This window comes from Pseudomonas sp. NUPR-001 (assembly GCF_052147955.1).
Classification (GTDB): domain Bacteria; phylum Pseudomonadota; class Gammaproteobacteria; order Pseudomonadales; family Pseudomonadaceae; genus Aquipseudomonas.
Map to the genome: position 1 here is coordinate 5,586,918 of NZ_CP197353.1, position 21,607 is coordinate 5,608,524.

Below are 21,607 nucleotides of genomic sequence, written 5' to 3' on the forward strand. Positions count from 1 at the left end.
AGTATCGCGGGGCAAGCCCGCTCCCACAGGTGATGTGGGAGCGGGCTTGCCCCGCGATAACAGCCAACACCTCTACCGAGTTTAGAAATGAGACTGTCCCGCTTTTTCATCGATGCCCCGCTGAGCCTCGGCGAGCACGATCTGCCTGAAGCCCAGGCCCACTACATCGGCCGGGTGCTGCGCATGGCCGCTGGCGATGCCGTACAGCTGTTCGACGGCAGCGGCCAGGAGTTCCTCGGCCAGTTGCTCGAGGTCGGCAAGAAGACCGTCCGGGTTCAGTTGAACGAATCCTTCACCGGGCAAGCCGAATCCAGCCTCACGGTTCACCTCGGCCAGGGTCTGTCGCGCGGGGAACGGATGGATTGGGCGATCCAGAAAGCCACCGAGCTGGGTGCCACTGTCATCACCCCGATCGTCAGCGAACGCTGTGAGGTGCGCCTCAAAGACGAGCGCGCCGACAAGCGCCTGGCCCACTGGCGCCAGGTGGCGATCAGTGCCTGTGAGCAGTGTGGCCGCTCCAGCGTGCCGCAGATCAATCCGCCCCAGCTATTGGCCGATTGGCTCAACGCCTGTGATGAACAGCTCAAGCTGGTCTTGCACCCGGTGGCCGAGCCGCTGCTCAGCCATCAAAAACCGCAAAGCCTGGCCTTTCTGATCGGCCCGGAAGGCGGCTTGAGCGACGCCGAAGTCGAGCAAGCCAAAGCCGCTGGCTTCCACGCTGCCCGCCTCGGCCCGCGGGTGCTGCGCACCGAAACTGCGCCGGTGGTGGCCTTGGCGGTGGCTCAGCAACTGTGGGGCGACTTCTAGAGCACGTAGAAGAACACGGCGATGAAGTGCAACAGGCTGCCGGCGATCACGAACAGGTGCCAGATACCATGCCAGTGGCGAAAGCGGCTGTCATAGGCAAAGAAGATGATGCCGATGGTGTAGAACGCACCACCGGCAGCCAGCCAGCTGAAGCCCGCAGTTCCCAGACTGGCCAGCAACGGTTTCACTGCTACCAGCACGATCCAGCCCATCACTGCATAGATAATGATCGACAGTACCCGGGCTTCGCTACGCGGCTTGATCTCTTGCAGCATGCCGATCAGCGCCAGCCCCCAGACCACGCCGAACAGGCTCCAGCCCCAGGGCCCGCGCAGGCTGACCAGGCAAAACGGCGTGTAACTGCCGGCAATCAGCAAATAGATCGACAGGTGGTCGAGCTTGCGCATCACCACTTTGGCCTTGCCACGCACGCTGTGATAGAGGGTCGAGATGCTGTAGAGCAACAGCAGGGTGAAGCCATAGATCGCCAGGCTGACGATCTTCCACGGGTCGCCCTCAAAGCTGGCGATTACCAGCATCCAGATGGCGCCGATACAGGCCAGCACGGCGCCGACCAGGTGGGTCCAGGCGTTGAAACGTTCACCGTGATACATACAAACGGGTCCTCCGAACGACGGACAAGCGTTCCATCCTACACAGGTGAATGTGTCAAACCAGCCCGGCCTCCTCAAGTAGCTGCTCAAGTGCAGCAAGGTCAGGCACCCGGGCAACCTGATCGCCCACCTGCACCGCCGCCAGCTCCAATGCTGCCAGCGGCACATCAACATAATTGAGTTGGCTGTCGAGTTTGCAAGAGCGCGGAATGCCTTGCACCAGCATGGCAATAAAACGCAGGCGGCTGCCGCCCAAGGCATTGAGCACCACAATCCGCGCCCGCTCACCGACCCGTACCTGACCGCCGCAGGCGGCCTCGAAGTTGAGCAGCGGCAAACGCTGATTACGCCAATCGATCCAGCCCAGCATCCATTGCGGTTGTTCAGGCGCCGGCAAGCCAGCCTGATAACCGATCAGCTCGGCCACCGCGACGTTGGGTAGCACCAGGCAGCGGTCATCCAGTGCCAGCAACAGCCCGGTGAGGCTGCTGCGCCGACCATTGCGGGCAGGTTGTTCAAGCATGGCGGGCACTCCACAGGGCAATGCTCTGCAGCAGCACAGACTCTTGATAGGGTTTGCCCAGGTAGTCGTTGACCCCGATGGACATGGCCCGGTCGCGGTGTTTCTGCCCGGTTCGCGAAGTAATCATGATGATCGGCAGGTCCTTGAGGTCCGGATCGTGACGCACCAGGGTGGCGACCTCAAAGCCATCCATGCGTGGCATTTCGATGTCCAGCAGCAGGACGTCCGGGCGGTGTTCCTGCAGCAGCGCCATGGCGTCGACGCCGTCTTTGGCGGTCAGCACGTTCATGCCGTGACGCTCAAGCAGACGGCCCGTCACTTTACGCACCGTCACCGAGTCATCCACCACCATTACCAGCAACGGCCGCTTCGGCGCCCGCTCGATCTGCTGTTGGCGCACGTAGGGGCTGCTGCCTGCTTGCTGCAGTACATGCCGCTGTTGCAAGCCGCGCAATTGTCCGGGCAGGTCGAGAATCAGCACGACCCGGCCGTCACCGAGCAAGGTCGCCCCGGACAGTCCCTGAACGCTGGCAAACTGCGGCCCCAGGCTTTTCACCACGATCTCGCGGCTGGCCGCCAGGCTGTCGACCTGAATCGCAAACTGCTGCTCATGCACATGCACCAGCAGTACCGGCAACGGCAGGCTCTGCCCAAGCAGGCGCGGTTGTACTGCACCCTGGAGCAGTTCACCCAGGTAACGCAGTTCGTAGCGATGCCCGGCGTATTCATAGTGCGGCGAGTCGAGTTGGTAACACGCCTCCAGCTCGGCAGGCGGTACCCGCACAATGCCCTCGATGGTGTTCAGCGGCACGGCATATTGTTCCTCGCCGTAGTGCACCATCAGGGCGCGGTTGACCGATACGGTGAACGGCAAGCGAATCAGAAAACGCGCGCCCTTGCCCGCACTGGACTCGATCACCATCGAGCCACCCAGCTGCTTGACCTCCTCATGGACCACGTCCATGCCCAGGCCGCGTCCGGAAATCTGGGTGATTTTCTCCGCCGTGGAGAAGCCCGGCTGGAGGATGAACTGCATCACCTCATGGTCGCTGAGCACCGCTGCCGGGTCGAGCAGCCCGCGCTTGATCGCCTTGCGTCGCACAGCATCCAGCGGCACACCGGCGCCGTCGTCGGTCATTTCGATGACGATGTCGGCGCCTTCGTGCAACAGGTTCAGCGAAATCAGCCCCTGCTCCGGCTTGCCCGCCGCCAGGCGCGCTTCGCGGGCTTCCAGGCCATGGTCGACGGCATTGCGCAGCATATGCTCCAGCGGCGCCACCATGCGCTCAAGCACACTGCGGTCCATCTCGCCTTCCGCATTGCCGACCACCAGCTCAACCTGCTTGCCCAACTCGCTGGCCACCTGCCGCACCACACGTTGCAAGCGCGGTACCAGGCGTTCGAATGGCACCATGCGCGTACGCATCAGGCCTTCCTGCAGGTCACTGTTGACCCGTCCTTGCTGCTGCAGCAGGCCCTGCGCTTCCTGGGCGCGGACGCTCAAGGTTTCCTTCAGATCAAGCAGGTCGGAGGCCGACTCGAACAAGGCCCGCGACAACTGCTGCAGTTGCGAATGGCGGTCCATTTCCAGCGGGTCGAAATCGTCGTAGACCTGACCATCGCCATCACCCGCCTGACGGCTGAGAATCCGCCCCTGGGTTTCGGTGTCCAGGCGGCGCAGCTGATCGCGCATGCGCTCCAGCGTGGTTTCCATCTCGTTCAACGCCACTTGCGCGTCATTGACCTGCTGTTCGATGCGCCCGCGGATGATCGAGTGCTCGCTGGCCAGGTTGCCCAGGTCATCGAGCAGTTCCGAGGCCACCTTGACCATGTCCACCGGCCCACGCTCCGGCACGGCCGCCGGCACTTCCAGCGGCGCCACATCAACCTGTGACTGATGTGCAGCGGTATCGGCCAGCGCTGCGCTACTGAAATTGCGGATGTAATCGATCAGCGCCGTCGCCGCGTGCAGCGGCTGTTGCAAGCGAACCGCGTCGAGCATGTGCGCCAGACGGTCATGGCAGTTCTGCAGCAAACTGAACAGCGCCGCACTGGGTTGCAGTTGCCCGGCCGCCAACAGCTCGTAGAGAAATTCCAGTTCATGGGCGAGGTCGCCAATCGGTGCGATCTCGACCATCCGCGCGCCCCCTTTGAGGGTATGCAGGTCGCGCAGCAGGTTCTCCACCTCGACGCTGTTGCGCGGCTCGGCCTGCCAACGCAGCAAGGCGGCCCCGGAGCTTTCGACAATGTCGAAAGATTCTTCGAGGAAGATCTCCAGCAGCTCTTTGTCCCCGGCTTCTTGCACCGGGTCGGCAACTTTGTCGGCGGCCACCGCCGGGGGCGCGTTATGCCGGTACTCGCGCAGCGCTGCCAACAACTCCACTGCCGCCACCGGTGAAGCACCGGCCTGCAACTGTTCAAGCATACGGGCCAGCTTGGCGTGGCTGCGCTCAAGCAGGGCATACAGCTCTGTTGTGGGAGAGAAGCGCCGATCAACCAGGCCTTCGTACAACAGCTCAAGCGCTTGAGCGAGCACCTCGACCGTGCCAATTGCCGCCATCTGCGCGCCGCCTTTGAGGGTCTGCAGGTCGCGTTGCAGCGATGACAGCGCCGAGGCATTGTCCGGCTCGCTGAGCCAACGCTGCAGCGCCTGATTGGCACTTTGCAGCAAGTCGCTGGCTTCTTCGAGAAACAGCTCAATCACTGCCGGATCGGTCGCCAGGGCTGCGGTTGCGGCGCCAAGATCGGCAATCTGCGCCTGACCATCCTGGTGGCTGATCAGGCCGGTTGCGTCTGGCGCCAAGGCTTCCTCAAGCAACTCGCGCAAGGCTTCCAGACGTTCCGGTCGCGGGTCCACTTCTTGCCCGGCGGCAAGCTGATCGAGCATGTCGATCAGCGCTTCATGGGCCAACTGCGCCTGTTCGAAAAAGCGCGCGCTGACCGCCAGGCTGCTTTCCTCGACCGCGCCGTACAGGTCCAGCAACGCCTCGCACAGTTCATCCACCTGCCACAAATCCGCCAGGTGCGCACTTTCGCCCAGTGTGGTCAGTTCATCGAGCAGCGCGCTGAGCTCCTGACGTTCGCCGGGGTGCTCTTGCCAGCGCAGCAACAGCGATTCGGCATCCAGCAAAATATCCATGCCCTGGGCGAGGAAGCTGGCGATCAACTGCGGGTCGCGCTTGATCCGCCCGCCTTGGCTTGGCGCCTGCAGCAATGCTTGCAGGCGTGCTTCCACCACTTGATGGATTTCGTCGATCAGGGTCGAGGCGCCTTTGATCGCCGCCAATGGCGCACTGGATAACTGCTCCAGGCCCCGACGCAGCAGCGGTTCGGCGCTTTCCAGCAGGTAGATTTCTTCCAGGTCGAAGGCCAACTGATGCGCCTTGAACTCGCGTGCCAGCAGATCGAGGGCCGCAGCCAGCTCTGCAATCGGCGCGACACCGGCCATCGCCGCACTGCCTTTGAGGGTATGGAAGGCGCGCTGCAAACTGTCGCTGACCGGCAGCGGCAACTGTTGATCGGCGGTTTCCAGAAAGCGCTCAAGGCTGGCCAGATGCCCGGCCGCCTCGTTGCGGAAAATCTCCAGCAACTGCGGGTCGATGGCTTCGTTGCTGTCCGCCTCATGGGGCGCGTCGTTCATGGCCAAGGCATGCAGGTGCTGCGCCAGCTGTTGGACATCACTGGACACTTGCGCCTGGCCATTGGCGAAGGCCGCCAACAGACCGGGAATCAGGTCCAGCGCCTGCTGCAGACTGGCCAACGGCGCCGCCGCCATTTCCACCCGGCCTTCCAGAACACGGTTAAGCAAATGCTCAGCGGCCCAGGCCAGCTCGGCCAAGCCTTGCGCCCAGACCATCCTGCCGCTGCCTTTGAGGGTATGCAGGCCTCGACGCACATCTACCAGTGCGTCGCGATCCGCGTGATTGGCCTGCCAGCGTGCCCACTGTTGGTTCAGCAGTGGCAGTAGCTCATCGGCCTCTTCAAGGAACACCTCGCGAAGCTCGTCATCGACCACCGGTGTTTCGACAACGGCGGCCTTGATTTCCACCGCTTCGGGCTCGGGCTCGGGCGCTGGTGCATAACCCAATGCGAGCAAGCTGGCCTGGGCCGCATCGAGAAACCGCCACGGATTGGCCTGAGCGTCGGCGGCCAGCCACTGCAAGTAGCATTCACCGGCACTCAAGGCATCGGCCAGGTGCGCCAAAGCCGTGTCATCCGGTGGCGCAGCGCCGAGCATGCGCCGCTGCATGAATTCGGCACAACCGCCCATCAACGCTGCGGCACGCGGCAACATCAGCATGGCCAAGGCACCGCGGATCTGATGCAGCAGGTTCGGTAGCACCAGCAAGCGCTGGGGTTGCCAGCCAGCATCGAGGCAATCGCCAATCTGGTCCTTGACCTGTTGCAACACCGCACGTGCTTCTTCGAGCACCAACTGACGGATTTCCGCCAGGTCAGTGCCGGGCAGCGAGCTCTGGTTCGGGTGCTGCTCCAGCGGTCCGACCATGCCCGCCAGCGTCGCCTCGACATACAGCAAGGCCCCGGCCACATCCATCAGCACGGCATCGTCGGCAACGCGCTGACCCTGGGCCAGGCTTTGCAACACCAGTACCTGATCGATGATCACCCGCCGCGGCTGGTTAAAGCCGAGCACCGCCAAGGTGTCGGCAATCTGCCGCAGGGGTGCCAGCAAGGGTTGCAAGTCGTCCAGACGCTGACGGTCGCTGCGTACGAACAGGTCCAGGCGCTCCTTCACCCGCATCAGGTCTTCACACAACGCGGCGACCACCGAGCGCAGGGCATCGCGGTCGGAGCCGGCCTGCAGACGCTCACGCAGGGAGCTCAACGACAAGTCGAGGTTGGCCATCTCTTCGGCGGCCACAGGCGCTGCATCCGACAGACTCCCCGGCGCCAGTGGCTCGGCACCGCGCTCGGCACGCAACTGGTTGAGCACCGGCAGCACCACCAGCGGCAGGTCGCTGCGGGCGCTACGCAGGCGCTCCAGGTACAGCGGCAACTGCTCAAGGCCGCGAAACAAAGCGCCCAGTGCTTCGCCGCGCTGGCTGACGCGCTTCTCTTTGAGCGCCAGCCCCAACTGCTCAAGCTCTCCGGCCAGAAACGCTGCGCCGCTGAGTTCGAGCATCACCAGGCAGCCGTGCACCTGATGCAGGTTATCGATGAACCCGGCCAGGTCGTCTTCGTCGCCAGGTTCGGCACAAAAATGCTCCAGCGCCAGCCGCGCCTGCGCCAGGCAGTCTTCGATGGCGCCTTTGACCCAGGCCAGGGCTACCGTATCGCGCCGCTCAGCCATATTTGCTCCCGTAGCCATGCTCACCTGCAGGCGCTCAACGTGGTGGTGTCGGTGGCAAGGTAAAACCGGACACCGAACGGCGCATTTCACTGGCCATACGTGCCAGGTTGCCAATGCTTTCAGCGGTTGCGTTGGAACCGGCTGAGGTCTGCGAGGTGATCTGCTGGATAACCGCCATGGTATGCGAGATCTGCCCGGCCGATGAGGTCTGGAGCTGGGCGGCATCGGAGATGCTGTGGATCAGTTCGGCGAGGGTCTGCGATACCCCTTCGATTTCTTCCAGGGCAACCCCGGCGTCCTGCGCCAGGCGGGCACCTCGTACCACTTCGGCGGTGGTCTGCTCCATGGAGATGACCGCCTCGTTAGTGTCGGTCTGAATGGTGCGCACCAACGCTTCAATCTGCCGGGTGGCCGACGATGAGCGCTCTGCCAGGCGCTGCACCTCGTCGGCCACCACGGCGAAGCCGCGCCCGGCCTCACCGGCCAGCGACGCCTGAATCGCGGCGTTGAGGGCGAGGATGTTGGTCTGGTCGGCAATGTCATCGATCAGGCTGACAATGTCGCCAATTTCCTGGGATGACTCGCCCAGGCGCTTGATCCGCTTGGCGGTGTCCTGGATCTGCTCGCGAATGTTGTCCATGCCGTGGATGGTGTTGTGCACCACCTCGTTACCCTTGTTGGCAATGGCCACGGAGCGCTCGGCTACTTTCGCCGACTCGTAGGCGTGGGTAGACACCCGGTCGATCGACTCGGCCATGTCCCCCACCGCCACCGATGCCTCGGTAATCTGTTCAGCCTGATGCTCCGAGGCCTTAGCCAACTGGTGCGCGGTGTTCTGGGTGTCCTGCACGGCGCTGGCCACTTCCTCGGCACTGAGGTTGATGGTGGCAACCAGATCGCGCAGTTGGTCGATGGAGTAATTGATCGAGTCGGCAATCGCACCGGTGAAGTCTTCGGTGACCGACACCATCACCGTCAGGTCGCCATCAGCCAGGTCCTCTATTTCATCCAGCAGGCGCATGATCGCTTGCTGGTTGCGCTCGTTCATCTGCGCGGTTTCACGCAACTGCCGATGCGTCTCACGCACCATCACCAGGCCAATCAGAATGATCGAGGCCAGCGCCAGCAGGCCCAGCACATAGCCGCCGACGGTATCCAGGGTGCGCCCGCCGGCCAGGTTCTCAAAGCCGTTGGCCAGGCGCGAGGCCTCGTCGAGCAGGGTCTGCGACTGATTGAAGATGTTCCCGGCGGCCTCGCGTACCCGGAACAGCTCTGGCGAGGTTTCGAGAATTTCGTCCACCGAACCGGCAACGAACTGGAACAGCTCGGCAATCTCTGCCAGGCGTGCCCGGGCATCCGGGTCCTGAACGCGAGTGACCTGGATGCTCGGGTTGCCGCTGAGCATGCCTTCAAGCACCTGACCGAAGCGGCTGGCGTCACGCCCGAAGGCATCTGCCGCCTGCACCGAGGTTTCATCACCGGCCAGCACTGTGTTCACCGAGCCGAGGATGCGCTCGGCAAGCAGCGACTGGCGTTGAGCTACCACCACTTGATTGGCCGGTGCTCCGCTCTGCAGCAGGATTTCCACGACTTTCTCGTATTCCACCTGAAGCTGCGGCACCGTCTCAGCCAGAGTCGCGGCAACTTGATGCAACGACAGCACCGTTTGTTCGCTGGCCAGAATGGTATCGGTGTTCTTGCGCAGGCCTTCCCAGTCGCGCAGTACGGCATCCATTTCATTGCGCACTGCCGGTGGTGCGGCAGGCAAGCCGGTGGCAGCATCGCCCTTCTTCAGATACCCCCAGCGCTGCTCAAAATCGTTACGCGCCTCACTCAGCAGCCGAAACGCGCGGGCCTTGCCCGCTGCTGCTTCGGTGGCGTTCTTGGCAATGCGCTGGGACAGCACCCGCAGCTCACCGGCATGGCCGATGTACTGCTTGTCATAGTTGGCCTGAGTATTGAGATAGGCAAAATTGGCGAACAGCAGGATGATCGACAGGATCAGCACGACGAACAACGCCGCGATCCGTGCGCTGCTGCGCGAGCCTGGGGTCGAAGAAGCCGTGGTGGTCTTGGTCATGAATCTGGCATTCCTTTACAGCGCCACGTCGAGAAAGCCCGGCGCCTGGGCCAAGGCCAGCGGGCTGAAAATGGCCCAGCAGCGTTGCTGCTGGAAATGACCCTGAACAAAGGGTTCCGCCCCGCTCAGCAAGGGATCGGGCGGCGACAGTTCAAGGCTGTGCAGGGGAAAATGCTGCAACCCCAGCACCTCATCGACCAGCAAGCCGGCAAACAGCTCCTCCTGATCGAGCACCAGCACCCGGCGTTGCTTGCGTGGCGCCGACAAGCCCAGGCCAAAAAAGCCGCACAGGTCCATGACCGGCAACAACCGCCCGCGCAGGTTAGCCACACCACTGACCCAGGGTTTTACCCCGGGAATCCGGCTCAGGCGCGGCTCATGCAAAACTTCGGCAACCTCGCCCATCGGTGCGACGAACCACTGCTCACCGATGCGAAAGCCAATACCGCTCCAGCTCTGCAACCGGGTTTCCTGCAACGGCAGGTCCGCCGCCAGCAGCCGGCAGCGCCGGTCGATATCCAGCAGCAGCTCGAACGCCGTCAGCGACTCGCCCATCGGCCGGGTGGTCAACCTTTGAGGACGCCGTTGAGCACTTTGATCAAGGTTTCTTCATCCACCGGCTTGGTCAGGTAGTCGCTGGCGCCCTGGCGCTTGCCCCAGACCTTGTCGGTTTCCTGATCCTTGGTGGTGACAATGATCACCGGGATGGCAGCGGTTTCCGGGTCTTTGCTGAGCTGGCGGGTGGCCTGGAAACCGTTGACCCCTGGCATGACGATATCCATCAGCACCGCGTCAGGCTTTTCATGACGCGCCAACGCCACGCCATCGGCGCCGTTTTCGGCTTTGAGCACCTGATGCCCGTGTTTTTCGAGCATTCCGGTCAGTTTGTACATTTCGGTCGGCGAATCGTCGACGATCAGAACTCGGGCCATGCTGTTCCCCATCAAAAGACTGGACGTCGCTGCCGCGGCGCGGCGTCAAGGTGCGTGTTGTTCTTCTGCGGCGAACCCGGGCACGTGCGCCCTGATTGCATCCAGCAGTTCTTCCTTGCTGAAAGGCTTGGTTAAAAATTGATCAGAGCCAACCACGCGGCCTCTGGCCTTGTCGAACAGACCGTCACGGGACGACAGGAGGATCACCGGGGTGTCCTTGAAGACGCTGTTGTGCTTGATCAGTGCGCAGGTCTGGTAACCATCCAGACGTGGCATCAGCACGTCGACAAAGATGATCTGCGGATGCTGGTCGACGATCTTGGCCAGCGCATCAAAGCCGTCGGTGGCCGTGATGACCTCGCAGCCGGCTTCACTGAGCAACATTTGTGCGGTGCGACGGATCGTTTTCGAATCATCGATGACCATCACCTTCAGTGCCGCGCCGGGCTGTTCCATAATTGCTCTACCATCGCTGCTCGCTATGAGCGGCAAGCTGTAAGATTCAAGCTTCTGGCTTGCAGCTGGAGACGACCGTGCAGGCCACGTGCCAGGCCTTTTTAGCACACTCTGGGGGTGCATTCCATCGGCCCGCGCCACGGCCGGTTGAGTCATCGCCCAAGATGCGTTTTTCCCTTGACCGCCAGCGTTGCGAGCGCCACCCTGACGCCACTTTTCATTTGAGCCAACGCGGCACACTGCCGCCAGAGGATATAGCCCATGAGCGTTCGCCTCGGGATTGTCATGGACCCCATTGCGCGCATCTCCTATAAAAAGGACAGCTCGCTGGCCATGCTGCTTGCCGCCCAGGAGCGCGGCTGGTCGCTGTTCTACATGGAGCAGCAAGACCTCTATCAGGGCAAGGGCCAGGCCCGCGCGCGGATGCGCCCGCTGAAGGTGTTCGCCGACCCTGAGCACTGGTTCGAGATTGAAGCCGAACAAGACTGCGCCCTGAGCGATCTGGACGTGATCCTGATGCGCAAGGATCCGCCGTTCGACATGGAATTCGTCTACAGCACCTATTTGCTGGAACAGGCCGAAGCGGATGGCGTGCTGGTGGTCAACCGCCCGCAAAGCCTGCGTGACTGCAACGAAAAGCTGTTCGCCACCCTGTTCCCGCAGTGCACGCCGCCAACCCTGGTCAGCCGTCGCCCGGACATCATTCGCGAATTCGCCGCCGAGCATGGCGATGTGATCCTCAAGCCGCTGGACGGCATGGGCGGCACGTCGATCTTCCGCCACCGCGTGGGCGACCCGAACCTCTCGGTGATTCTCGAAACCCTGACCGCACTTGGCGCGCAGCAGATCATGGCGCAAGCCTACCTGCCGGCGATCAAAGACGGTGACAAGCGCATCCTGATGATCGATGGCGAGCCGGTGCCTTACTGCCTGGCGCGGATTCCGGCCAGTGGCGAAACCCGTGGCAACCTGGCCGCTGGCGGGCGTGGCGAAGCGCGTCCATTGACCGACCGTGACCGCTGGATCGCTGAACAGGTCGGCCCGACCCTGCGCGAAAAAGGCCTGCTGTTCGTTGGCCTGGACGTGATCGGCGAGCACCTGACCGAAATCAACGTCACCAGCCCGACCTGCATCCGCGAAATCGACAACGCCTTTGGCACCCGCATTGGCGTGCAGTTGATGGACGCCATTGATCGCAAGCTCAAAGCGCGCTGACAGCCGACGCGGAGCAACTGCCCAGAGTGGGGTATCATGCCGGTCGTTTTTTTGACCTGCGCACCCACTCTGGCGGTTTTCCCCGAGCCTTGTGGTTGCTGGATACCTGATGACGCTGCCTGCTGACATCCCTGCCGACTTCAACCCGCCCCGCGTTCGCCCGGCGGATCGGCTCGGCTTTACCCTGTTTATGGCAGCCTTGGTACACCTGGCGCTGATTCTCGGTGTGGGCTTTACCATGACCAAGCCGGAGGAAATCCGCCGGACCATGGAAATCACCCTGGCGACGTTCAAAAGCGAGAAGGCACCGGAAAAGGCTGACTTTCTGGCTCAGGATAACCAGCAAGGCAGCGGCACCCTGGACAAGAAGGCGGTGCCGAAAACCACCGAAGTCGCACCATTTCAGGACAGCAAGATCAACAAGGTAACACCGCCCCCGGCCGCCAAGCCGGAGGTGAAGCCACAACCTGCACCACCCAAGGCGGTGGTCGCCACCCAGGCACCTAAACCGCAAAAAGTCGAAACACGGCCCAAAGAAGCCAAGCCGCAGCCTAAACCCAAGGCCGCAACCCCGGATTTTGACAGCTCGCAACTGTCCAGCCAGATCGCCAGCCTTGAAGCCGAGCTTTCTCATGAGCAGCAGCTGTACGCAAAGCGTCCGCGTATTCACCGATTGAATGCCGCCTCGACCATGCGCGACAAAGGCGCCTGGTACAAAGACGAATGGCGCAAGAAGGTCGAGCGTATTGGCAACCTCAACTACCCCGACGAAGCCCGCCGTCAGCAAATCTACGGCAGCCTGCGGCTAATGGTCTCGATCAACCGCGATGGCTCGCTGTATGAGGTGTTGGTGCTGGAGTCTTCCGGACAGCCGCTGCTCGACCAGGCCGCCCAGCGCATCGTCCGCCTGGCGGCGCCCTTTGCACCCTTCACCGGTGATTTGGCCGACATCGACCGCCTGGAAATCATCCGCACCTGGCGCTTCGCCCGCGGCGACCGCCTGTCCAGCAACTAACTGTAGGAGCGGGCTTGCCCCGCGATGCGGTTTACCTGACAGACCGCTATCGCGGGGCAAGCCCGCTCCCACCTAGAACTCCGCGAAGCCAGCACGAGCCCACAAAACAAACATGCTTCAGGCTTGTCAGTCCGGCGCCCCGACGCCACACTAATAGCCATGAAAAACCTCAGCCCGAGTTACCTCAAGCATCAGTTCCTGATTGCCATGCCGCACATGGCCGATCCGAACTTCGCGCATACCTTGACCTACATCGTCGAACACAACGCCAATGGCGCGATGGGGCTGGTGGTCAATCGGCCTCAGGAGCTGAACCTGGCCGATATCCTCGAACAACTGCGCCCGGACGTCGAGCCGCCAGCAGGCTGCATCCAGATGCCGATCTACATGGGCGGCCCGGTACAAACCGACCGCGGTTTTGTCCTGCACACCAGTGACAAGAGCTTTCAGGCCACTGTCGAACTCAATGGCTTGTCGCTGACCACCTCCCAGGATGTGCTGTTCGCCCTCGCTGATGGCGTTGGCCCCAAGCAAAGCCTGATCACCCTGGGCTATGCCGGCTGGGAAGCCGGGCAACTGGAGGCTGAACTGGCCGACAATGCCTGGCTCAACTGCCCGTTCGACCCTGAAATCATCTTCGGCATGGCCTGCGAGCAGCGTCTGGCCGCAGCAGCAGCGAGCCTGGGCATCAATCTGAGCCTGCTCACCAGCCAGGCGGGGCACGCCTGATGGCCGAACTGCGACTGCTGCTGGGTTTTGACTACGGCACCAAACAGATCGGCGTGGCCGTTGGCCAGGTGGTCACCGGCCAGGCCCGCGAGCTGTGCACGCTCAAAGCGCAAAACGGTGCCCCGGACTGGGCCCAGGTGGAAAAACTGATAAAGGAATGGCAACCCGATGCCATCGTCGTTGGCCTGCCGTTGAACATGGACGGCACCCCCAGCGAAATGAGTGCCCGCGCCGAGAAGTTCGCCCGGCGCCTCAACGGCCGCTTCAACTTGCCCGTGCACACCCACGACGAACGCCTGACCACCTTCGAAGCCAAGGGCGAGCGTATGGCCCGCGGCGGCCAACGTGGCAGTTACCGCGACAACCCGGTCGACGCTATTGCCGCCGCCCTGCTGCTGCAAGGCTGGCTGGAGGCCAATACCGGGCAATCCTGATCATCGGATTCAAGCCGGGGTAGCGCTACGCCCCCGGCCTCTTGAGGAGCAAGCATGAGCCTACCCAATCCCGCCGAACTGATCCGGCAGATGGCTGTCGACCTTCGTGCCCACCTGGCCCGGCGCAATATCAGCGAACCACGCTTTATCGGCATTCGTACCGGTGGCATCTGGGTTGCCCAGGCCCTGCTGGAAGAACTGGGCAGCGACGAGCCACTCGGCACCCTGGATGTTTCCTTCTATCGCGATGACTTCAGTCAAAACGGTCTGCACCCGCAAGTGCGACCCTCGGACCTGCCGTTCGAGATCGAGGGCCAGCACCTGATTCTGGTGGACGACGTACTGATGAGCGGTCGCACCATCCGTGCGGCGCTCAACGAATTGTTCGATTATGGCCGTCCGGCCAGTGTGACCCTGGTGTGCCTGCTCGATCTGGATGCCGGCGAATTGCCAATCCGCCCGAATGTGGTCGGCGCGACCCTGTCGCTGGCGGCCCATGAACGGGTAAAATTGACCGGACCCGCACCGCTCGCCCTCGAGCGCCAGGACCTCGCCTCCGCTTCCGCACTTTAAGAGTCCCTCGCGATGACGCCAATCGACGCCAAGCGCCCGCTGCAGCTCAATGATCAGGGCCAGCTGCGCCACTTTCTCTCGCTCGACGGTTTGCCCCGCGAACTGCTGACCGAAATCCTCGACACCGCCGACTCCTTCCTGGAAGTCGGCGCCAGGGCCGTCAAGAAGGTTCCGTTGCTGCGCGGCAAAACCGTCTGCAACGTGTTCTTCGAGAACTCCACCCGTACCCGCACCACCTTCGAACTGGCTGCCCAGCGGCTGTCGGCCGACGTGATCACCCTGAATGTGTCGACCTCCTCGACCAGCAAGGGCGAAACCCTGTTCGACACCTTGCGCAACCTTGAAGCCATGGCCGCCGACATGTTCGTGGTGCGCCATGCCGATTCCGGCGCTGCGCACTTCATCGCCGAGCACGTATGCCCGGATGTCGCCATCATCAACGGTGGTGACGGCCGTCACGCCCACCCGACCCAGGGCATGCTCGACATGCTCACCATTCGTCGGCACAAAGGCGGCTTCGAGAATCTCTCGGTAGCCATCGTCGGCGACATCCTGCACTCGCGGGTGGCGCGCTCGAACATGCTCGCCCTGAAAACCCTGGGTTGCCCGGACATCCGCGTGATTGGCCCGAAAACCCTGCTGCCGATCGGTATCGAGCAGTACGGCGTGAAGGTCTACACCGACCTGGAACAAGGCCTCAAGGACGTTGACGTGGTGATCATGCTGCGCCTGCAGCGTGAGCGCATGGCCGGTGGCCTGTTGCCGAGCGAAGGTGAGTTCTATCGCCTGTTCGGCCTGACCACTGCGCGCCTGGCCGGGGCCAAGCCTGACGCCATCGTCATGCACCCGGGGCCGATCAACCGTGGTGTGGAAATTGAATCGGCGGTGGCCGACGGTGCCCACTCGGTGATCCTCAACCAGGTCACCTACGGTATCGCCGTGCGCATGGCGGTGCTGTCCATGGCCATGAGCGGGCAAACCGCCCAACGTCAATTCGAGCAGGAGAACGCCCAGTGACCCTCAGTATTCTCGGAGCCCGGGTCATTGACCCACTGAGCGGCCTGGACCAGACCACTGACCTGCACATCGATGCCGGTAAAATCGTTGCCATCGGCGCCGCCCCGGCAGGCTTCAAGCCTGCACGCAGCATCGATGCCCAGGGCCTGGTAGCCGCGCCTGGCCTGGTAGACCTCAACGTCGCCCTGCGCGAGCCGGGCTACAGCCGCAAGGGCAGCATTGCCAGCGAAACCCGCGCAGCCGCTGCGGGCGGTGTAACCAGCCTGTGCTGCCCACCGCAAACCAAGCCGGTGCTGGACACCTCGGCGGTCGCCGAACTGATCCTCGACCGCGCCCGCGAAGCCGGGCACAGCAAAGTGTTTCCGATTGGCGCTCTGAGCAAAGGCCTGGAAGGCGAGCAACTGGCCGAGCTGATTGCCCTGCGCGACGCGGGCTGCGTAGCGTTCGGCAATGGCCTCAACGCCTTTGGCAACAACCGCACCCTGGCACGCGCCCTGGAATACGCGGCAACCTTCGACCTGACCGTGATTTTCCACTCTCAGGACCGCGACCTGGCCCAGGGCGGCCTGGCCCATGAAGGCGCCATGGCCAGCTTCCTCGGCTTGCCAGGCATCCCGGAAACCGCCGAAACCGTGGCGCTGGCCCGCAACCTGTTGCTGGTCGAGCAGACTGGCGTACGCGCGCACTTCAGCCAGTTGACCAGTGCCCGTGGTGCACGTCTGATTGCCCAGGCTCAGGAACTAGGCCTGCCGGTCACCGCTGACGTCGCCCTGTACCAGCTGATCCTCACCGACGAGGCGCTGCGCGACTTCTCCAGCCTGTACCACGTGCAACCACCGCTGCGCACCCGTGCCGACCGCGACGGCCTGCGTGAAGCGGTGAAGTCCGGGGTGATCCAGGCTATCTCCAGCCACCACCAGCCGCACGAGCGCGATGCCAAGCTGGCGCCATTCGGGGCCACCGAGCCGGGCATCAGCAGCGTCGAGCTGTTGCTGCCGCTGGCCATGACCCTGGTGGAAGACGGCTTGCTCGACCTGCCGACTTTGTTGCAGCGTTTGTCTGCCGGCCCTGCCGACGCCCTGCGTCTGCCTGCGGGTCAACTGAAGGTAGGCGGTGCTGCCGACCTGGTGCTGTTCGATGCCAACGCCTCGACCGTAGCCGGTGAGCAATGGCGCTCCAAAGGCGATAACTGCCCGTTTATCGGCCACTGCCTGCCAGGCGCGGTGCGTTATACCTTGGTCGATGGCCACATCAGTCACGAGGCCTGATTTTCGCGAGGCAAGCCCGCTCCTACCGCTTACCGTAGGAGCGGGCTTGCCCCGCGATGCATTCAACCGCTCATCCCCCAAGGTTGAAATCCTTCCCTGCACCCCCATATGAGTCTGCATCGGCATTTTCGCCCCGCTGCGTGGAGACTCTCCCTTGACCACTATCGTTTCAGTTCGCCGCCACGGCAAAGTCGTCATGGGCGGCGACGGCCAGGTTTCTCTCGGCAATACCGTGATGAAAGGCAACGCCAAAAAGGTTCGCCGTCTGTACCACGGTCAGGTCATCGCTGGTTTCGCCGGTGCCACCGCCGACGCATTCACCCTGTTCGAACGTTTTGAAGGCCAGCTGGAAAAGCACCAGGGCCACCTGATCCGTGCCGCCGTCGAGCTGGCCAAAGAATGGCGTACCGATCGCTCCCTGAGCCGCCTGGAAGCCATGCTGGCGGTCGCCAACAAGGACGCTTCGCTGATCATCACCGGCAACGGTGACGTGGTCGAACCCGAAGACGGCCTGATTGCCATGGGTTCCGGTGGCGCCTATGCCCAGGCTGCGGCCCGCGCCCTGCTGCAAAAAACCGACCTCTCGGCGCGTGAAATTGCCGAGACCGCCCTGAACATCGCCGGTGACATCTGTGTGTTCACCAACCACAACCTGACTATCGAGGAGCAGGACCTGGCCGAGTAAGTCAGCTGTTCTGGCGCCTGGCCCCGGTGGCCAGGCTTTTCCACGCTGACTTATCGAGCCCAAGGACCATCACTACCATGTCCATGACCCCCCGCGAAATCGTCCACGAACTCAACCGCCACATCATTGGCCAGGACGACGCCAAGCGCGCCGTCGCCATTGCCCTGCGTAACCGCTGGCGGCGCATGCAGCTGCCTGCCGAGCTGCGCGTTGAAGTCACCCCCAAGAACATTCTGATGATCGGCCCGACCGGCGTCGGCAAAACCGAAATCGCCCGTCGTCTGGCCAAGTTGGCCAATGCGCCGTTCATCAAGGTCGAAGCGACCAAGTTCACCGAAGTCGGCTACGTTGGCCGTGACGTCGAGTCGATCATCCGTGATCTGGCCGATGCCGCCATCAAGATGCTCCGCGAACAGGAAATCATCCGTGTCGGCCACCGCGCCGAAGACGCTGCCGAAGAGCGCATCCTCGACGCCCTGCTGCCGCAAGCACGGGTCAGCAGCTTCGCTGAAGAAGCCGCACAGACCAGCAGCGATTCCAACACCCGCCAGCTGTTCCGCAAACGTCTGCGCGAAGGCCAGCTGGACGACAAGGAAATCGAGATCGAAGTGGCCGAAGCCATGGGCGTCGACATTTCCGCGCCGCCTGGCATGGAAGAGATGACCAACCAGCTGCAGAACCTGTTTGCCAACATGGGCAAGGGTAAGCGCAAGAGCCGCAAGCTGAAGGTCAAAGAAGCACTGAAAATGGTGCGTGACGAAGAAGCCAGCCGCCTGGTCAACGAAGACGAACTCAAAGCCAAGGCCCTGGAAGCGGTCGAGCAGCACGGCATTGTGTTCATCGACGAAATCGACAAGGTGGCCAAGCGTGGCAACGTGGGCGGCGCCGACGTTTCGCGTGAAGGCGTACAGCGCGACCTGCTGCCGCTGATCGAAGGCTGCACGGTGAACACCAAGCTGGGCATGGTCAAGACTGACCACATCCTGTTCATCGCCTCCGGTGCCTTCCACCTGAGCAAGCCAAGCGACCTGGTGCCTGAGCTGCAAGGCCGTCTGCCGATCCGCGTTGAACTCAAGGCCCTGAGCCCGGAAGACTTCGAGCGCATCCTCAGCGAGCCGCACGCCTCGCTGACCGAGCAATACCGCGAGCTGCTCAAGACCGAAGGCCTGCACATCGAGTTCGCGCCTGAAGGTATCAAGCGCCTGGCTGAGATCGCCTGGCAGGTCAACGAAAAAACCGAGAACATCGGTGCCCGTCGCCTGCACACCTTGCTCGAGCGTCTGCTCGAAGAGGTGTCGTTCAGCGCCGGTGACCTGGCCAGCGCCCACAACGAAGCGCCGATCCGTATCGACGCCGAGTACGTCAACAGCCACCTCGGCGAACTGGCGCAGAACGAAGACCTGTCGCGCTATATTCTGTAACTGAGCTGCAAGCTTTAAGCTGCAAGTTTCAAGCTGGACACCGGTGTCTTGCAGCTTGTAGCTTGCAGCTTATAGCCCAAGAGCAATTTAGCCATGCCCCGAATTCCTACCGGTATCAACCTGCACAAAGCCTCCAAGACCCTGTCGCTGACCTACGGACCTGATGAGGTGTACCACCTGCCCGCGGAATTCCTGCGTGTGCACTCCCCTTCCGCCGAGGTTCAGGGCCACGGCAATCCCATCCTGCAATTTGGCAAACTGGGCGTCGGTCTCACACAGATCGAAGCGGCCGGCCAGTACGCACTCAAGCTGACCTTCGATGACGGCCACGACAGCGGCCTGTTCACTTGGGAGTACCTGGAGCAACTGTGCCTGCGTCAGCAATCTCTGTGGGAAGACTACCTGCAGGAGCTGGAAAAGGCCGGAAAATCCCGCGACCCTTCCGAGTCTGTAGTCAAGCTGATGCTCTAGTTCGGGCCTCCCAGGATTTAGAGCGCATTTTCTAATTCTATTTGCTTGAATGCCTGCGTAACGGCCAATGGATGGCCGTCTTGCGCAGCACTCGAAAGTCGGGTAACCAATAGATCTGGCAAGTTCCCTGCATCCTTTTGACGCAGGGTCGGGCCGGTACGCAGGTGTCGCGAGCGAAAGCAGGCAGTCTTCTCAAGCAGAACAAACCCGCAGGGCTCATCGTCGTTTGCATCCGGCCGCAGGACCGTAGTTCGATATCACTGGTCACCCGAGCAGCAGTACCGGACCTCGTCTGTGTTACGCGCACAGCACACCGGTACTCGTCTCAGGACAACGGAGCGTCGTAGATGAGTAACAAGAACAACGATGACCTGCAGCGCCAAGCCTCGGAGAACACACTGGGCCTGAACCCGGTGATCGGTTTGCGCCGCAAGGATTTGCTGACTTCTGCGCGCATGGTGCTGGGCCAGGCTATTCGCCAGCCGCTGCACAGCGCCAAGCATGTCGCACATTTCGGCCTTGAGCTGAAGAACGTCATTTTCGGCAAGTCGGCACTGCAACCGGAGAACGACGACCGTCGCTTCAATGATCCGGCCTGGAGCCAGAACCCTCTTTATCGCCGCTACCTGCAAACCTACCTTGCCTGGCGTAAAGAACTGCACGAATGGATCGACACCAGCAACCTGTCAGACCAGGACATCAGTCGCGGTCACTTCGTCATCAACCTGATGACCGAGGCCATGGCGCCGACCAATACCGCCGCCAACCCGGCTGCGGTCAAACGCTTCTTCGAAACCGGTGGCAAAAGCCTGCTCGACGGCCTGTCGAACCTGGCCAAGGACATGGTCAACAATGGCGGCATGCCCAGCCAGGTGAACATGGAGGCCTTCGAGGTCGGCAAGAACCTGGGCACCAGTGAAGGCGCCGTGGTGTATCGCAATGACGTGCTGGAGCTGATCCAGTACAAACCGATCACCGAACAGGTGCATGCCCGCCCACTGCTGGTGGTGCCACCGCAGATCAACAAGTTCTACGTCTTCGACCTCAGCCCGGAAAAGAGCCTGGCGCGTTTCTGCCTGCGCTCCAACGTGCAAACCTTCATCGTCAGCTGGCGCAACCCGACCAAGGCCCAGCGCGAATGGGGGCTGTCGACCTACATCGATGCCCTCAAGGAAACGGTCGACGTCATTCTCGCCATCACCGGCAGCAAAGACCTGAACATGCTGGGCGCCTGCTCAGGCGGGATCACCTGCACCGCTTTGCTCGGGCACTACGCCGCACTGGGCGAGAACAAGGTCAACGCCCTGACCCTGCTGGTCAGCGTGCTCGACACCACACTCGACACCCAGGTTGCGCTGTTTGTCGACGAGCAGACCCTCGAATCGGCCAAGCGCCAGTCCTATCAAGCCGGTGTGCTTGAAGGCAAGGACATGGCCAAGGTGTTCGCCTGGATGCGGCCCAACGACCTGATCTGGAACTATTGGGTCAACAACTACCTGCTGGGTAACGAGCCGCCGGTCTTCGACATCCTGTTCTGGAACAACGACACCACGCGTTTGCCGGCCGCCTTCCACGGCGACCTGATCGAATTGTTCAAAAGTAATCCACTGACCCGCCCCGATGCACTGGAAGTGTGCGGAACGCCGATCGATCTGAAGAAAGTCACCGCTGATATCTACAGCCTGGCAGGTACCACCGATCACATCACACCGTGGCAGGCCTGCTACCGCTCGGCCCAGTTGTTCGGCGGCAATATCGAGTTCGTACTGTCCAACAGCGGGCACATCCAGAGCATCCTCAACCCTCCGGGCAACCCCAAGGCGCGCTACATGACCGGTAGCGAACTGCCGCCTCAGGCCACTGACTGGCAAGAGAATGCGCACAAGCACACCGACTCCTGGTGGCTGCACTGGCAGAACTGGCTGGCCACGCGTTCCGGTGAGCTGAAAAAAGCGCCCACGCGCCTGGGCAATAGGGCCTACGCCGCTGGCGAGGCGGCACCGGGGACTTACGTACACGAGCGCTGATCACAACGGCCGCCGGGGCCACAGGCTGG

19 protein-coding genes are annotated in these 21,607 nt (G+C 62.4%); 12 read left to right on the top strand and 7 right to left on the bottom strand.

Annotated elements, in window-relative coordinates; translation table 11 throughout:
- Window positions 1-87 precede the first annotated feature (87 nt).
- Window positions 88-807, top strand: coding sequence for a 16S rRNA (uracil(1498)-N(3))-methyltransferase (locus ACP6KB_RS25645; RefSeq protein ID WP_442110357.1), 720 nt, complete (start codon window positions 88-90; stop codon window positions 805-807).
- On the opposite strand, the gene trhA is transcribed toward ACP6KB_RS25645, so the two are convergent.
- From trhA to pilG, 7 genes are read right to left on the bottom strand one after another with little or no spacing between them, the layout of a single operon-like run.
- Window positions 804-1,421 carry a PAQR family membrane homeostasis protein TrhA gene (trhA, locus tag ACP6KB_RS25650; protein ID WP_442110359.1) on the bottom strand — a complete coding sequence of 206 codons (618 nt, stop codon included), beginning with the start codon at window positions 1,419-1,421 and terminating at the stop codon, window positions 804-806. The genes ACP6KB_RS25645 and trhA overlap by 4 nt on opposite strands.
- A 55-nt stretch (window positions 1,422-1,476) precedes the next feature.
- Window positions 1,477-1,944 carry a chemotaxis protein CheW gene (locus ACP6KB_RS25655; protein ID WP_442110361.1) on the bottom strand — a complete coding sequence of 156 codons (468 nt, stop codon included), beginning with the start codon at window positions 1,942-1,944 and terminating at the stop codon, window positions 1,477-1,479.
- Entirely contained in the window at window positions 1,937-7,273 is a 5,337-nt protein-coding gene (locus ACP6KB_RS25660) for an Hpt domain-containing protein (protein ID WP_442110363.1), read from the bottom strand. Before ACP6KB_RS25660 ends, ACP6KB_RS25655 begins: the two co-directional genes overlap by 8 nt.
- Before the next feature lie 16 nt (window positions 7,274-7,289).
- Window positions 7,290-9,335: a methyl-accepting chemotaxis protein gene (locus ACP6KB_RS25665; RefSeq protein WP_442110365.1), complete on the bottom strand. Its 2,046-nt coding sequence runs from the start codon at window positions 9,333-9,335 to the stop codon at window positions 7,290-7,292.
- Between the two features lie 15 nt (window positions 9,336-9,350).
- Window positions 9,351-9,905 carry a chemotaxis protein CheW gene (locus ACP6KB_RS25670; protein WP_442110367.1) on the bottom strand — a complete coding sequence of 185 codons (555 nt, stop codon included), beginning with the start codon at window positions 9,903-9,905 and terminating at the stop codon, window positions 9,351-9,353.
- Window positions 9,902-10,267 carry a twitching motility response regulator PilH gene (gene pilH / locus ACP6KB_RS25675; RefSeq protein WP_038615379.1) on the bottom strand — a complete coding sequence of 122 codons (366 nt, stop codon included), beginning with the start codon at window positions 10,265-10,267 and terminating at the stop codon, window positions 9,902-9,904. Before pilH ends, ACP6KB_RS25670 begins: the two co-directional genes overlap by 4 nt.
- Before the next feature lie 45 nt (window positions 10,268-10,312).
- Window positions 10,313-10,723 (bottom strand): twitching motility response regulator PilG, encoded by a 411-nt coding sequence (gene pilG, locus ACP6KB_RS25680; protein ID WP_133211362.1) that lies wholly within the window; start codon window positions 10,721-10,723, stop codon window positions 10,313-10,315.
- Between the two features lie 261 nt (window positions 10,724-10,984).
- Here pilG and gshB point away from each other — a divergent pair, with 261 nt between their 5' ends.
- From gshB to phaC, 11 genes are all read left to right on the top strand, one after another.
- The gene (gene gshB, locus ACP6KB_RS25685; RefSeq protein WP_442110370.1) at window positions 10,985-11,938 is read left to right on the top strand and encodes a glutathione synthase; all 954 of its coding nucleotides are present in this window, start codon (window positions 10,985-10,987) and stop codon (window positions 11,936-11,938) included.
- 109 nt (window positions 11,939-12,047) lie between these two features.
- Complete coding sequence (locus ACP6KB_RS25690) at window positions 12,048-12,953, top strand: TonB family protein (protein WP_442110372.1); 906 nt, start codon at window positions 12,048-12,050, stop codon at window positions 12,951-12,953.
- 159 nt (window positions 12,954-13,112) lie between these two features.
- Window positions 13,113-13,682 carry a YqgE/AlgH family protein gene (locus tag ACP6KB_RS25695; RefSeq protein ID WP_442110374.1) on the top strand — a complete coding sequence of 190 codons (570 nt, stop codon included), beginning with the start codon at window positions 13,113-13,115 and terminating at the stop codon, window positions 13,680-13,682.
- A complete protein-coding gene (gene ruvX / locus ACP6KB_RS25700) occupies window positions 13,682-14,116 on the top strand; it encodes a Holliday junction resolvase RuvX (RefSeq protein WP_128321645.1) in 435 nt (144 codons plus the stop codon). The genes ACP6KB_RS25695 and ruvX overlap by 1 nt, the downstream gene beginning before the upstream one ends.
- A gap of 54 nt (window positions 14,117-14,170) precedes the next feature.
- A complete protein-coding gene (gene pyrR / locus ACP6KB_RS25705) occupies window positions 14,171-14,689 on the top strand; it encodes a bifunctional pyr operon transcriptional regulator/uracil phosphoribosyltransferase PyrR (RefSeq protein ID WP_442110376.1) in 519 nt (172 codons plus the stop codon).
- A gap of 12 nt (window positions 14,690-14,701) precedes the next feature.
- Complete coding sequence (locus ACP6KB_RS25710) at window positions 14,702-15,706, top strand: aspartate carbamoyltransferase catalytic subunit (RefSeq protein ID WP_442110378.1); 1,005 nt, start codon at window positions 14,702-14,704, stop codon at window positions 15,704-15,706.
- Window positions 15,703-16,974: a dihydroorotase gene (locus ACP6KB_RS25715; protein WP_442110380.1), complete on the top strand. Its 1,272-nt coding sequence runs from the start codon at window positions 15,703-15,705 to the stop codon at window positions 16,972-16,974. Before ACP6KB_RS25710 ends, ACP6KB_RS25715 begins: the two co-directional genes overlap by 4 nt.
- Window positions 16,975-17,128: 154 nt before the next feature.
- Entirely contained in the window at window positions 17,129-17,659 is a 531-nt protein-coding gene (gene hslV / locus ACP6KB_RS25720; RefSeq protein ID WP_028945572.1) for an ATP-dependent protease subunit HslV, read from the top strand.
- Window positions 17,660-17,736: 77 nt separating this feature from the next.
- Window positions 17,737-19,080 (top strand): ATP-dependent protease ATPase subunit HslU, encoded by a 1,344-nt coding sequence (gene hslU, locus ACP6KB_RS25725; protein WP_442110382.1) that lies wholly within the window; start codon window positions 17,737-17,739, stop codon window positions 19,078-19,080.
- 93 nt (window positions 19,081-19,173) lie between these two features.
- Entirely contained in the window at window positions 19,174-19,551 is a 378-nt protein-coding gene (locus ACP6KB_RS25730; protein WP_442110384.1) for a gamma-butyrobetaine hydroxylase-like domain-containing protein, read from the top strand.
- Between the two features lie 347 nt (window positions 19,552-19,898).
- On the top strand, window positions 19,899-21,578 hold the full coding sequence (gene phaC, locus ACP6KB_RS25735) for a class II poly(R)-hydroxyalkanoic acid synthase (RefSeq protein WP_442110386.1): 1,680 nt from the start codon (window positions 19,899-19,901) through the stop codon (window positions 21,576-21,578).
- Window positions 21,579-21,607 lie beyond the last annotated feature (29 nt).

What these genes read in the sequence shown, in the direction of transcription:
- ACP6KB_RS25645 (WP_442110357.1), top strand. Translation starts at nt 88, where the DNA reads ATGAGACTGTCCCGCTTTTTCATCGATGCCCCGCTGAGCCTCGGCGAG.
- trhA (WP_442110359.1), bottom strand. Translation starts at nt 1,421, where the DNA reads ATGTATCACGGTGAACGTTTCAACGCCTGGACCCACCTGGTCGGCGCC.
- ACP6KB_RS25655 (WP_442110361.1), bottom strand. Translation starts at nt 1,944, where the DNA reads ATGCTTGAACAACCTGCCCGCAATGGTCGGCGCAGCAGCCTCACCGGG.
- ACP6KB_RS25660 (WP_442110363.1), bottom strand. Translation starts at nt 7,273, where the DNA reads ATGGCTACGGGAGCAAATATGGCTGAGCGGCGCGATACGGTAGCCCTG.
- ACP6KB_RS25665 (WP_442110365.1), bottom strand. Translation starts at nt 9,335, where the DNA reads ATGACCAAGACCACCACGGCTTCTTCGACCCCAGGCTCGCGCAGCAGC.
- pilH (WP_038615379.1), bottom strand. Translation starts at nt 10,267, where the DNA reads ATGGCCCGAGTTCTGATCGTCGACGATTCGCCGACCGAAATGTACAAA.
- pilG (WP_133211362.1), bottom strand. Translation starts at nt 10,723, where the DNA reads ATGGAACAGCCCGGCGCGGCACTGAAGGTGATGGTCATCGATGATTCG.
- gshB (WP_442110370.1), top strand. Translation starts at nt 10,985, where the DNA reads ATGAGCGTTCGCCTCGGGATTGTCATGGACCCCATTGCGCGCATCTCC.
- ACP6KB_RS25690 (WP_442110372.1), top strand. Translation starts at nt 12,048, where the DNA reads ATGACGCTGCCTGCTGACATCCCTGCCGACTTCAACCCGCCCCGCGTT.
- ACP6KB_RS25695 (WP_442110374.1), top strand. Translation starts at nt 13,113, where the DNA reads ATGAAAAACCTCAGCCCGAGTTACCTCAAGCATCAGTTCCTGATTGCC.
- ruvX (WP_128321645.1), top strand. Translation starts at nt 13,682, where the DNA reads ATGGCCGAACTGCGACTGCTGCTGGGTTTTGACTACGGCACCAAACAG.
- pyrR (WP_442110376.1), top strand. Translation starts at nt 14,171, where the DNA reads ATGAGCCTACCCAATCCCGCCGAACTGATCCGGCAGATGGCTGTCGAC.
- ACP6KB_RS25710 (WP_442110378.1), top strand. Translation starts at nt 14,702, where the DNA reads ATGACGCCAATCGACGCCAAGCGCCCGCTGCAGCTCAATGATCAGGGC.
- hslU (WP_442110382.1), top strand. Translation starts at nt 17,737, where the DNA reads ATGTCCATGACCCCCCGCGAAATCGTCCACGAACTCAACCGCCACATC.
- ACP6KB_RS25730 (WP_442110384.1), top strand. Translation starts at nt 19,174, where the DNA reads ATGCCCCGAATTCCTACCGGTATCAACCTGCACAAAGCCTCCAAGACC.
- phaC (WP_442110386.1), top strand. Translation starts at nt 19,899, where the DNA reads ATGAGTAACAAGAACAACGATGACCTGCAGCGCCAAGCCTCGGAGAAC.